Genomic DNA, 12,490 nt, shown 5'->3' with positions numbered 1-12,490 from the left:
TGGGACTGGGTCATGGTGATAAGGCCTTTCGATGATGTGATGATGCAGCCCAAGGCTTCAGGGCAACGGTCAACGTCGAAAGACGGCATCCCCCAAGAAAATCCATGTGCCGTCACCATTCTGACGGATGAAAGGCATATCCGCTGCCTGTTTCGGCATGTCTCCTCGACAGAGAACGTGGAAGGCTAAGAGACTCGTTGTTTCGCGGGCGTCTTCTTCAGCTGACGCAGCCACTCCTTCAGCTGGCCGGCGTCCGGCTCCAGGAGGATGCGCTCGCGAATACTGTCCCTCAATCCCTTTACGAACCCGCTCGGGTCGCCCGGGCCGCCCGACCCCGCGTCGCTGTCATTTATCCATCCATCCTCAATGTCCTCCGGCGCTTCAACTCCTGCCTGCACCAGCGACCCCACCACTTCCACCCGGAACGGGTAGATGTGCCAGGCATCCCCGCTGCCCGGCACATCCTCGGCCCGACGCACCAGGGCAGCCAGCTTGCAGAGCCGCTTGAGGACCAACGGACTCACTTGGAGGTAGGCGCTAACGTCGCTCTGGCCCGTTTCCTGCTGGTACAGGTCTCCGGGCTTGGCTATGCCGGCTCCCCGAAGCTGCTTTTCGTAGGGCTCAAAGGCCTCCAGCTTCCAGAAGTCTTGCCGCGGCATCACTCCCAGGAAGTGCAGGAAGTCCTCGCTCTTCCTGAGTTCCGCCAGTTCGGGATCACTCCGAGCCCATGCCTTGAGGTCCCGGTCCGTAAATGCGTACCCGAGCCGGCGCATCACCTCAACTACGGCGGCCTCCCCCTGGTTCCTGGCCATGCTACACGCCGCTTGATACGCCGTTGTCGGTGCAACCGAGGCAAGCGCTTCGTTGTACAGGTCAACAAAGATGGGGGCCGACTTGCCTTGCTCCGAGGACGATATCGTTGCCCATGCTTTTGCCCCGGCCGCAATCTCGGCTTTGGCCCGCGCTTCCGCCTCCGATGCAGCTCCCGCTACAGCCAGATCTTCAGGCGCCAAGCCGATCCCTGCGCCATACAGATCGTGGTAAGCAAGCGCGGCCTCCAGCCGCATTTTGTGCGCCATAAGCCCGGGAACCAGAAGGCGTTTGGCCGGTTCGAGTTCCTGCACCATACTCGCCGCGACTTGCCGAGCACGCCTTCGCAACCTTGCGTATTTCGGTTCGGCAGCGGGGAGGTTGAGCACCATGCTGAGGAACGTCCCTTCAAGCCGGTACTGCAGCGGGCGGTAGCCGACTGCAGATATTGCTCCGCGTTGGATGTCGCTCCTGATTCTCGTGGCCATTCCTGACAGCCATTCTGCGTATGTCTTGGTGGTCTCCTCATCGGTACTGCCACGGCAAAGTTTGTGTTGCAGAGTCACCTCGGCCAGCATGTTCCCCGCGTCACGGTCGACGGCGGCACCCAGCAGCTTCTTTTGCCTCTCGTCTGCCATGGTGGTGTCGGTCGTGGCGATGTAATGGAGTCCGAGGCTCCGCCAATCTGTGGCCCCGCATAGCCCGTCGAACCCGTAATGCTTCCGTGCCAGCATCACGAGAATGTACGCGGCCGCCATCTTGTGCAGCTCCAGCTCGGCAGCGCTATTTGTCTTGGTCGGCGTCGCTGCCTTGCCGTCCGGGCCGGATATTTCACTCTGCCCATCCGCCAGGTGTAGCTCATTCCTGTCAATCGTGACCGCGCCAACACTCGCTCCGTTTCTCGCCATCGAAACGGTCATCGAGTCCTCATTCGATGAGGACACCACCACCCGCCAGGGCGTGACGCCGAACGTTGAGACCAACACTTTCTGAACGGCGGCCAATACCTTGTTGGTAAAGGAGAGGGGCATGGCATCTTCGGCCAGCGCCGTCACGTCCGCCCCTGCCGGAATTTCCAATCCCCGGGGAGCGTCGGCCCCAAGTTCATGCAGAAGGGCACCGATCTGCGAGACATCGACCTTGCTGGTTTCGCCCTTCGTGTCGCGCACATCCAGGGAAATGCGCAGCCGGCTGCTCAGGTAGGTTGCGAGAACCAGCGAACCGACAAGTGCAAGAAGCACACCACCCGCCATCTGCACGAAAATTTGGGCCGCTTGGCCGGAATTCCAGACCGGCGCCAGCACGATCAGACTGCAACCGAACAGGATGAAGGCCAAACCGGCCAGCGCCAAGAGGGCCCGGTCTGACGGCCTTTTTCTGACCCCCGCTATTCTCGGCAACAGGACCAGCAGCCTCCCGACCACAAGGAAGGCAGCAACCAGTCCGAGAAGTCCCAGGCCCGCATTCGCCAGCGGGGTGAGCCAGCTTTTCACGAACTGGTCCCATGCGGCGCCTGCCCTCTCTGCGAAATTCTGCTGCGGTCCCGGTGGCGTCGGCTGCTGCGCCTTCAGGACAGCTGCCAGCCGTTCGTCCTCGCAGGCAGTAGTGGCAGCCAGAGCAGGGCTGCGTACCTGCCCGCGAATTTTTTCGATCAGGGCAAGGGCGTCAGCCGGCTTTCCGTCCCGAGTCAGACCGGCCGCTTGAGCGCATAAACGACCGAGATCATTCGTCGGCGTCGGACTCGCCGCGGCACTGGCTGGAAGGAATCCGATCACCGCCGCGAGGCAAAGCGCGGCCAATGCCAGCAGAGCATGTACAACCAACCCCTTGGCTCCCATTGACCGGCGCCGCCAGGATTCAAATATTGAATTTGCCTCGGGTGTCGAAACTGACGCCTTTGAAAGTTCCCTGCCCATGTTTCTCGCCAGCCTTCGGAACCGCACGGTCATTGTGCGGCTCGCAGGCTTATTTTGCGCTCACCCGCAGCAAAGGGAAAGAGCGTAAAACTTGGGCTGCGGTTTTGGTGGGCGCAGTCGGCAGGCGCGTCCTCAACTGACTCGCAGTTGTTGTCGTTTTGAAGGCTCATAACGACAATGACTGCCAGTCAGTTGGGCGGCGAGGCTCATCCAGCGGCGAAAGGGCCGTCCTGCACCAGATTCGCCGGGCGGTTCCCCGTGGCCAGCGCTTCGAGCTGCTGGGCCAGGAGCTTCACGATCCGCGGCTCGAACGCCGAGGCGTTGCCGCCAATGTGCGGCGTGATGAGCGCGTTCTCGGACGCCCACAGCGGGTGGTCGCGGGGCAGCGGTTCCGGATCCACGACATCGAGCGCGCAGTGCAGCCGGCCGGAGAGCACTTCCGCGGTCAGGGCTTCCGTATCGACCACCGGGCCGCGGCCCACGTTCACCACCAGGGCGCCATCCGGCAGTGCGGCCAACACCTCGGCATTGACCAGCTTGTGCGTGGCCTCGTTCAGCGGGGTCACCGCCACCAGTACGTCATGTGATGACGCCAGCGAAACGAGGCCGGAGGCAGCGTGAACCTCACCGTGCTCGTCCGTGCGGGCACTGCTGCCCACCCGAGTAAGCTCCACTTCGAACGGCGCCAGTCGCTTGGCGATCTCTTGACCTATTCCGCCGACGCCGATCAGCAGCACCCGCCGGTCCGCCAAGGACGAGCGGCGCTGGGGACGCCAACTGCCCGTCTGCTGGTCCCTGACCGCCGCGTCGATGCCGCGGAGCTTGGCAAGGATCAGCCCGACGGCGAGCTCGGCCGTCGCGGCAGCGTGCACCCCTGCGGCGGTAGCGACTGCGGCCGACGGACCTGCCGCCTGCGGCACGCCGTCGTACCCTGTCGACTGAGTCTGGACCAGCTGAAGGTTGCTTGCCTTGGCAAGTGAGCCAAGCACCGCAGACGCGTCGATATACGGGAGGACAACGGCTTCGATCTCCTCCAGGGCGGCACCCTCGGGATCGGAGCGCAGGTCCCAGACGGCGCCCCGGAGGTCGCCGGGAAGCGGCTCCAGGCGTTCGAGCAGGTCGCGGTCGGGGAAGCTGACGGTGCGGATTGACGGCATGGGGGCGTCCTTTTCGTGTGTCGCGGAGAGTGGCGGGCCTCCCGGGTTTCGACAGGCTCAACCAGCGGGAGTGGGGTTACGGCTTCCTGGTTTCGACAGGCTCAGCCACCGAACCAACTTGCGAAAGTTTTCTCATATGCGATCATCATCGCACCGGCCACTCAGCGTGACAAGCGCTACACCGCGCCGCATACGAGAGTCGGCAAGCTTTTACATCCGCGAAACAAAAAAAGGTTGACGGATCGGAAAAGAAACGCGAAACTTTTCTCATATGTGATTGCGGTCTCAGGATCGACAGCAGCATCCAACCCTCCCAACTGAAGGTGAAACACCATGGCAACAACGCTCGAACTCACTGTCCGCACCGCACAGTGGACCCGCCCGTCCCGGGAACTGGTCAATGCATTCGAGAAGTTCCCGGTGGCCAACATCGGCGACGCAATGGAGCGGCTGGGCCTGGTGGACGGCAACATCAACCCCGTCTGGGCCGGCGCGCACTGCGTCGGCACGGCACTCACCGTCCTGGGTGCGGCCGGCGACAACGCGGCCGTCATCGAGGCACTGAACTACATCGAGCCCGGCGACGTGGTGGTGATCAACGGCTTCGGCCACGAGCACCGCGCACTGGTGGGCGAACAGCTGTCCCAGCGCTTCGAGGCGGCCGGCGCCACCGGCGCCGTCATCGACGGCTACATCCGGGACCGCGCCACCATCACCGAAATCAAGTTCCCGGTCTTCGCCCGGGGCACCACCCCCGCAGGTCCGTTCAAGAACGGCCCCGGTGTCATCGGCGAACCGGTGGCCATCGGCGGCATCGTCTGCTCCCCCGGCGACATCGTCGCCGCCGACGACGACGGCGTCGTCATCATCCCCCAGGCCCGCGCCGCGGAAATCCTGGAACGCGTTATGGAAGTCGCCGCGCACGAGGCCGAAATGACGGCCGAAGTCACCCGCGAATACAGCTAATCCAAGCTTCTCCCGCAACAGGGACCCTCATAGACTGAGAGAACTCCAATGACTAATTCATCGACGGAATCAGTGGATCTTAATACGGCTCAAGTACAGGTCGTCGCAGCCGACGGCAAGATGGTGCGCAAGGCGACCTTCGCCGGCACCATGGGCTCCTTCGTGGAGTGGTACGACTACGGCATCTACGGCCTCCTGACCACCTACCTGGCCATCAACATCATGGGATCGAAGGATCTCGGCTCCCTGCTGCTGACCAACGTCGGCTTCCTGGTGAGCTTCCTGGCCCGCCCCTTCGGCAGCGTGATCTGCGGCTACCTGGGCGACCGGCTGGGACGCAAGAACCTGCTCGCCGTGCTCCTCCTGCTCATCTCCGGCGCCACGGCCTGCATCGGCCTCATCCCGTCGTCGTCCGTCATTGGCTGGGCCGCGCCGGCCCTGCTGATCCTCTTCCGCATCCTGCAGGGCTTCTCCGCCGGCGGCGAAGTGGCCGGCGCCATGGCCTTCGTGGGCGAATACGCCCACAACCGGCACCGCAACTACAACATGAGCTTCATCGCCGTCGGATCCTTCTGCGCCCTCCTCTTCGGCAGCGCACTGTCCGCCACACTCATCACCACCCTCGGCGACGCCACCATGGAATCCTGGGCCTGGCGCGTCCCGTTCCTGTTCGCCCTGCCGCTGGGATACGTGGGCTACTACATCCGCTCCAAGATGGAGGACACCCCGCACTTCGCGGCACTGCGTGAGCGCAACGAAGTGGAGCGCAACCCGCTGCGGGCAGCCCTGACCTCAAAGCGCCACCTGAAGGCCATCGCGCTGACCATCTTCCTCCCGGCACTGAACGGCCCCGGCTACTACCTGCTCTTCGCCTACATGCCCACCTACCTGAAGACCCAGCTGGGCACCGGCAACAACTTCACCATGGTCCAGGCCCTGACCGTCACCGCCTTCTCCCTGGTGGCCATCATCATCTCCATCCCGCTCATGGCCCGCCTCTCCGACCGCATCGGCCGCAAGCCCGTGCTCGCCCTCTCCGCCGTCCTCATGGCCGTGGTGTCCTACCCGATGTTCGCCATGATCACCACCGGCAACATGGTCCTGGCGTGCGTCGCCACCGTGGTCATGGCCATCGCCTTCTCCGGACACGCCGCCGTGGTCCACACCGTCCTGACTGAAATGTTCCCCACCACGGTCCGCTATAGCGCCTACAGCATCGGGTTCAGCATCAGCACCATCATCTTCGGCGGCAGCGCCCCGCTGGTCATGACCGAGATCATCAAGGCCACCGGGAACAGCATGGTCCCCGCCTACGCCTCCATCGGCACCGCCATAATCACCCTGGTCTCCGTCTACTTCCTGAAGGAAACCAAGGGACAGCCGCTGCAGACCCACTAACCAAACCCCGACGACGGCGGGTGGCCGGCCACCATTGCCCGCCACCCGCCGTCGTTGGACCATTAGGCACCACAACAGAACCACTGGGAGAGTCACCTTGAGCATCAATTCAGTCGCCGTCGTCGCAGACCTCGGCGAAAGCTACGGCAACTACACCATCGGCGACGACGACGCCCTCCTGGGCCTGGTTACCGCCTCGAACATCGCCTGCGGCTTCCACGCCGGCGACCCGCGCGTCATGGACGCCACCGTGAAGTCCTGCGTGGAGCGCGGCATTGAGCTCGGCGCGCACCCTGGCTACCCGGACCTGGTGGGCTTCGGCCGCCGCCTGATCGAGGCCAGCGAAGAGGAAATCCGCACCGACGTGCTCTACCAGATCGGCGCACTGGACGCCTTCGCCCGCATCCACGGCGGCAAGATCAGCCATGTGGCCCCGCACGGCCGGATGGGCAGCATCGCCCAGACGGACGCCAAGCACGCCCGCGCCATCACCGACGCCATCAAGGCCTACGACCCCTCCTACATCGTGATCTGCCAGAACGGCCTGCTCGCTGATGAGTCCCGCAAGCGCGGCCTTGAGGTGGGCTACGTGTTCCTGGCCGACCGCGGCTACGGCGAGGACGGCATGCCCGTCTCCCGCAACACCGAGGGCGCACTCCTGCACGACCCCGAGGAGATCGGCCGCCGCGTGGTCCAGGTGGTCACCGAAGGCACCGTCCGCGCCGTCACCGGCAAGGTGGTCCCGCTTGGGCACGACGCCGACGTGGTCCTCCTCCACGGCGACCACCCGCAGGTCCTGGAGAACGGCACCTCACTCCGTGCCGCCCTGGACAAGGCGGGCATCAAGGCCACCGGCCTGCAGGACGTCCTGGCCGAGAAGGCCCGCCGGGCCGCGGCCTGATTTTTGTTGCCTGACAACCCTCCTCCCAGAACCTAGGAACCATGAGCATCCAGCCAGCGCCAGGACCGCCGACGCAAACGCCCTTGGAGATCGAGGCGACGCCCTTCGGGGACTCGGCCCTGATGCTGAAGGCTTCGGAGGGCACCGCCGAAGAGCGCCAGGCCGGAAGCCGCAGGCTCCGTGAGCTGGTGTTCAACCTGCAGCCGCACGGGCTCCTCGACGTGGTGGCCGGCGTGGATTCGGTGCTGGTGGAGTTCGACTGCCTTGCAGTCAGCCACGCCCAAATCGCCCAGACCATCCGGCTGGCCGCGGCAGGCACTGGTCCGGCCGGCGGTCTTGCTGCTGCCGACGCCGGGCGCGCGGCCGAGCTGTTCGTGATCCCGGTGGTGGTCAGCGACGCCTTCTCCCCCGACCTTCCCGAGGTCGCGGCGGAGCTGGGCATCAGCCCGGAAGCTGTGCTGGACATCCTGCAGAACTCGGAGCTGTCCATCAACCTGCTGGCCTCCGCGATGGCACCCATGATGGGCACCATCCCGTTCCCCGGCCAGGTCAGCCGCTGCCGGGAACCCCGCACCAATGTGGACCCCGGATCGGTGATGGTGGCCGGTACCAGCGCCATCATCCAGCCCTTCCCGGGCCCGAGTGGCTGGAAAGTCATCGGCCGCACACCGCTGACCGTGTGCGACATCCGGGAGGACCCGGCCACGTCCTACACCCCCGGCGACCGCGTGCGATTCCGGGTCATTCCGGAGAACGAATGGGAAGCGCTGGAAGGCCAGTTCCTCCGGCCGGCTTCAGCACCAGCCGCGCCCGCCGCTCCGGCGGCAGCAACTGCCGGAGGGACCACCGATGCGGACCGCTGAACTGACCGTCGGGCTGAAGATCCGCGAAGCCGGCTGGCTCTCCACGTTCCAGGACCTGGGCCGGGAACACTCCGAGTACATGGGCGTGCCGTGCGGCGGCGCAGCCGACCAGCATTCGGCCTCGGTGGCCAATATCCTGGTGGGCAACCTCCGCTCCGCCACGTGCATCGAAATCATGGGCGGCCGGTTCAGCTTCACTCCCGATTCCCCGGTGCTGATCGCCGTCACGGGCGCCCCTGCGGATCTGACGGTCAATGGCGAGACCGCAGCGATGTGGGAGCCCGTCTGCATCCCGGCCGGCGCCCGCGTGGTGATCGCCAACGCACGGGGCGGCATGCGCAACTACCTCGCATTCAGCGGCACGCTCGCGACTGACCTTTTCATGGGCAGCGCCGCACCGGAAGCACGCATGGGCTTCCCGCAGCAGATCGGCGCGGGGCAGGACCTCCGGCTCAGCACCAGCTACGCGGGCTTCGAACACCCCTACCTCTCCCAGCCCCTGTTCCGGCTCCCGGTGCCCGTCCCGTCCTTCAGCCCTGGCACCTGGCGCATCGACATCGTGGAGGGCCCGGAGACCCACGCCGCGCCCGGCATCAAAGAGCTGCTGTCCTCGCGCGCCTACACCGTCACCGCGAAGTCGAACCACGTGGGCCTCCGCCTGGACGGCCCGGTGGTCCACCCCGAGGGCCTCGGCGAGATCGTGTCCCACGGTGTTCCGATCGGCGCTTTTGAGATCCCGCACGGCGACGAGCTCATCATCCTGGGCCGGTACCGGACACTGACTGCCGGCTACCCCATCGTCGCCTTCGCCACCAAGGCCTCCCTGCCCATGCTGGGCCAGGCACGCCCGGGCCAGAAGATGACCTTCAACTGGGTGACGAGCGGCCAGGCCGTGGAGCGCTACCGCGAGGAACAGCGGCTGCTCAGCGTGCTCGAGGAGCGCGTCGCCAGCCTGTTCGCCGCCGTGCGTCTGCCGCATGCCTCCGCGCTGGCTCCGAGTCCGGCAGCTGCCTGAATTACCAAACCGGTGCTTGACCCGGCCGGATTAAAGATGAGAAACTTTTCTCATATGCAATGCAAATCTCACTGCAATTAGGAGCGGTACATTGGGACTTCTTGAAGGCAAGGTTGCCATCATCACCGGCGCAGGCACCGGCATGGGCCGCTCCACCGCTGCCCAGCTCGCCGCCGAGGGCGCCAGCGTCGTGCTGGTGGGACGCCGCGGCGAGGTGCTGGATGAAGTCGCCTCCGCCATCACCGCCGAGGGCGGCCGGGCCGTGTCCCGGGCCGCGGACATCTGCTCAAAGGACGACGTCGACGCCCTGGTCGAGTGGGTCAGCGAGACTCTGGGGCCGGTGGACATCCTGGTGAACAACGCCGGCAGCGCCAGCAAGGTCCTCAATGTGCGCTGGATCAGCCAGGACGAATGGAACGACGTCCTGGACGTGAACCTGAACGCCGTCTACCTCCTCACCCAGGCCGTCCTGCCGGACATGCTGGCCCGGAAGACCGGCACCATCATCACGGTCTCCTCCCTTGCCGCCGTCAACCCCAACCTCCTCGGCGGCGCCGCCTACGGTGCCGCGAAAGCCGCGGTCCGGAACTTCATGACGTACCTTCACAACACCTTCCGCAACGAGGGCCTGCGCGCAGTCACCATCCTGCCCGGCGAAACCGCAACGCCCATCCTGGACAACAGGGCCCGCCCGCCCCGGCAGGAGGAACGCGAAGCGATGGTCCAGCCCGACGACGTCGCCCGGGCCATCCACCTGGTGGCCACACTGCCGCAGCGGACGGTGGTCCAGGAGCTCGTGATCGCGCCGACCGTACAGCGGGACACCTCGGGCGACATTGAAATCAGCCGGTGGACCGGTGCTCCCGCAGAGGAAGTTCCCCAGCAATGAAACGCCGCCGTCCGCACGCTGCGTCGGCCGGCGCCTCCACTGTCGCCGTCGCCCCAGCCAGCCATCCCCCGCTCCATCCGATCCGAAACAGGACCACCATGACTCTTGAACCAGCCACCCTCGCCACCAACTTCCAGCCCTCGGAGGCCGTGCTGCGCGTGCAGCGCACCTCCCTCCGTGTCCAGCAGCCCCAGTCCAAGGGCGACCTCGTGTCCCTGGCCATGGGCGAGCCTGACTTCGATACACCCGCCCAGGTCCGCGCCGCGGCGGCCAAAGCCCTGGAAGAGGGCCACACCCACTACTCGCCGTTGCTTGGCGAGCAGGTGCTTCGCGAGGAGCTGGCCGCCCGTATCGGCCGGCTCCTCGGCGAAGTGGCCAGCCCAAGCGACGTGCTGATCACCCAGGGCGGCACCGCCGGCCTCTCCGCAGCCATCCTCGGAATCGTCAACCCCGGGGACAAAGTGGTCATCCCGGATCCCACCTACTCCCTGTACGCGGACCTCGTCAGCATGGCCGGCGGCACGGTCGTCCCGGTGCCGCTCGCGGAGGACCTGCACTGGGACCTCGAGGCACTGGCCACGGCACTCGAAGGTGCCAAGCTGTTCGTCTTCTGCAACCCCTCCAACCCCACCGGCATCGTCCACAGCCGCCGGGAGCTCGAAGCCCTGGCGGACATGGCGGCCGGCACCGACACCCTGGTGCTTTCCGACGAGGCCTACAGCGACCTCGTCTACACCCCGGAGCCCTTCGTCTCCGCCCTCGAAATCGAAGGCCTCAAAGGCCGGACCATCTACTGCCAGACCTTCTCCAAGAGCTACGCCATGACGGGCTGGCGCGTCGGTTACCTGTGGGGTCCGCCGTCGGTCATCGCCTCCGCGGCCCGGGTCCACAACACCTTCAACGGCTCCATGAACACCGCCGTCCAGCTCGCCGCGCTGACCGCCCTCAAGACGTGCGGCCCCGACATCGAGCGCATGCACGCCTCCTACGCCCAGCGCCGCGAACTCATGGCCAGCGGGCTGGCCAGCATCCCCGGGCTCACCGTCAGTTCCCCGGAAGGCGCCTTTTATCTCTTCCCCAAGTACGACGTCGACCTGCCGGCAGCACAGATGGTGGCGCACCTCCGCGACTTCGGCGTCGCGGTCCGGCCCGGCAGTGAATTCGGCCGGAACGGCGAATTCCACCTCCGCCTCTCCTACGCGGCCAGCGCCGAGGCCATCACCGCCGGTGTCGAGCGCATTGCCGCCGGCCTGGCAGCCCTTCGGTAGCGACCATGGAGCTGACAGACCCGGCATCCGGCCTGCGCACGGACACGCAGCGCAGCAGGTCCCTCCTGATCAGCGCCGCAGGAACTCTTTTCGGGGCCGGAACGGCGGCCTCGATGGCCGAAGTTGCGGCCAGCGCGGGCATCTCGACCGCCACCGCGTACCGGCATTTCGCCTCAGTGGATGAGGTGCTCGCGGCCTACCGTTTCCAGGTTGGCCGCGAGCTGCTGGAGTTCAGCCTGGCGCAGGAAACGCGCGGGCAGGAGCTGCTGGATGCGGTCTGCCGGAAGTGGGTCCAGCTGGTGGTCCAGCACGGCGGGTCGATGATCCACACACGTTCGGCGGAGGGCTATTTGGCCCGCGTGCGCCAGGGTGCGTATTACCTGACCGTGCAGACGGAGGCGCTGAGGCGTCCGCTCGAGGAGGTCACCCGGGAGCTGGGCACCATGCAGCAGGACGAGACAGCCTTGTTCCTGTGGAACGTCTTCTTCGACCCCCGCGAGATTTTCGATCTCATCCACAGCATGGACCTCACGCCCGAACAAGTCTCCGACCGCCTGGTGCGGACCTTCACGGCCGCACTGCGCGGGTGGATGCCGGCCCAGGACCTAAGCTAGGTGGGTAGTAACGAAAGGGTGCCGATCAATGCGTAGTGACACACAGCGCAACCGCCGACAGCTGGTCAGGGCTGCCGGCCATCTGTTCGCAGCCCGGCGGGGTCCGATCAACATGTCAGACATCGCCAAGCACGCCGAGATTTCCACGGCGACGGCCTACCGGCACTTTGCCTCGGTGGAGGACGTCCTGGCCGAGTACCGCTTCGGCGTGGGCGAAAAGCTGCGCGATTTCAGCCTGAAGCAGGAATCAACAGGGCTTGAACTTCTGGAGGATGTCAGCCGCAAGTGGGTGGATCTTGTCACCCGGCACGGCGGAGCGATGCTGTACACCCGCTCCGGGGAGGGGTACCTCGCCCGCTTGCGCAAGGGTGCCTACTACCTGACCGTCCAGGCGGAGGCATTGGAGCGGCCGTTGCGGGAAGCGTGCGACGAACTCGGCCTCGAACCGCTGGGCGACGAGGCGATGTTCCTGTGGAACATCCTCTTCGACCCCCGCGAGATCCTCGACCTGATCCAGACCGTGGGGCTGAGCAAAGACCAGGCCACCGTCCGGCTCATCGCCGCGCTGAAGGGTGCCATGGCCGGCTGGAACGAGGACCGCTCCCGCCCCGCCGCCAGCTCGAAGGACAGCGCTGACGCAGACGCCGACAGCTCCATCTCAGACGCCTCAAACAAGACCGCCTAGCCTGGCCG

Annotated in this window: 11 protein-coding genes; 9 read left to right on the top strand and 2 right to left on the bottom strand. The window is 65.7% G+C overall.

Annotation, left to right across the window (positions count from 1 at the left end; all coding sequences use genetic code 11):
• Positions 1 to 185 precede the first annotated feature (185 nt).
• Together LFT45_RS05800 and LFT45_RS05795 are read right to left on the bottom strand one after the other, a co-directional pair.
• Positions 186 to 2,648, bottom strand: a complete 2,463-nt coding sequence (locus LFT45_RS05800; RefSeq protein WP_236807405.1) for a hypothetical protein — start codon at positions 2,646 to 2,648, stop codon at positions 186 to 188.
• Positions 2,649 to 2,932: 284 nt separating this feature from the next.
• A complete protein-coding gene (locus LFT45_RS05795; RefSeq protein ID WP_236807403.1) occupies positions 2,933 to 3,883 on the bottom strand; it encodes a 2-hydroxyacid dehydrogenase in 951 nt (316 codons plus the stop codon).
• A gap of 333 nt (positions 3,884 to 4,216) precedes the next feature.
• On the opposite strand from LFT45_RS05795, the gene LFT45_RS05790 reads away from it, so the two are divergent.
• The 9 genes from LFT45_RS05790 to LFT45_RS05750 all read left to right on the top strand — a co-directional run bounded on the left by LFT45_RS05790 (position 4,217) and on the right by LFT45_RS05750 (position 12,482).
• Positions 4,217 to 4,849, top strand: a complete 633-nt coding sequence (locus LFT45_RS05790; RefSeq protein WP_236807401.1) for an RraA family protein — start codon at positions 4,217 to 4,219, stop codon at positions 4,847 to 4,849.
• Between the two features lie 48 nt (positions 4,850 to 4,897).
• Positions 4,898 to 6,247 (top strand): MFS transporter, encoded by a 1,350-nt coding sequence (locus LFT45_RS05785; RefSeq protein ID WP_236807399.1) that lies wholly within the window; start codon positions 4,898 to 4,900, stop codon positions 6,245 to 6,247.
• A 97-nt stretch (positions 6,248 to 6,344) separates the two neighbouring features.
• A complete protein-coding gene (locus tag LFT45_RS05780) occupies positions 6,345 to 7,148 on the top strand; it encodes a LamB/YcsF family protein (protein ID WP_236807397.1) in 804 nt (267 codons plus the stop codon).
• 41 nt (positions 7,149 to 7,189) lie between these two features.
• Positions 7,190 to 8,011 (top strand): 5-oxoprolinase subunit B family protein, encoded by an 822-nt coding sequence (locus LFT45_RS05775; protein WP_236807395.1) that lies wholly within the window; start codon positions 7,190 to 7,192, stop codon positions 8,009 to 8,011.
• On the top strand, positions 7,998 to 9,026 hold the full coding sequence (locus tag LFT45_RS05770; RefSeq protein ID WP_236807393.1) for a biotin-dependent carboxyltransferase family protein: 1,029 nt from the start codon (positions 7,998 to 8,000) through the stop codon (positions 9,024 to 9,026). The genes LFT45_RS05775 and LFT45_RS05770 overlap by 14 nt, the downstream gene beginning before the upstream one ends.
• A gap of 91 nt (positions 9,027 to 9,117) precedes the next feature.
• Positions 9,118 to 9,915: an SDR family oxidoreductase gene (locus tag LFT45_RS05765; RefSeq protein WP_236807391.1), complete on the top strand. Its 798-nt coding sequence runs from the start codon at positions 9,118 to 9,120 to the stop codon at positions 9,913 to 9,915.
• Positions 9,916 to 10,013: 98 nt separating this feature from the next.
• Positions 10,014 to 11,183 (top strand): pyridoxal phosphate-dependent aminotransferase, encoded by a 1,170-nt coding sequence (locus LFT45_RS05760; protein WP_236807388.1) that lies wholly within the window; start codon positions 10,014 to 10,016, stop codon positions 11,181 to 11,183.
• A 5-nt stretch (positions 11,184 to 11,188) separates the two neighbouring features.
• On the top strand, positions 11,189 to 11,797 hold the full coding sequence (locus tag LFT45_RS05755; protein ID WP_236807386.1) for a TetR/AcrR family transcriptional regulator: 609 nt from the start codon (positions 11,189 to 11,191) through the stop codon (positions 11,795 to 11,797).
• A 28-nt stretch (positions 11,798 to 11,825) separates the two neighbouring features.
• On the top strand, positions 11,826 to 12,482 hold the full coding sequence (locus tag LFT45_RS05750; RefSeq protein WP_236807385.1) for a TetR/AcrR family transcriptional regulator: 657 nt from the start codon (positions 11,826 to 11,828) through the stop codon (positions 12,480 to 12,482).
• Positions 12,483 to 12,490 lie beyond the last annotated feature (8 nt).

Source organism: Arthrobacter sp. FW305-BF8, from assembly GCF_021789315.1.
GTDB lineage: Bacteria > Actinomycetota > Actinomycetes > Actinomycetales > Micrococcaceae > Arthrobacter.
Note: the sequence above shows the minus strand (reverse complement) of the source record. Positions and strands in the feature narration are given on the sequence as shown.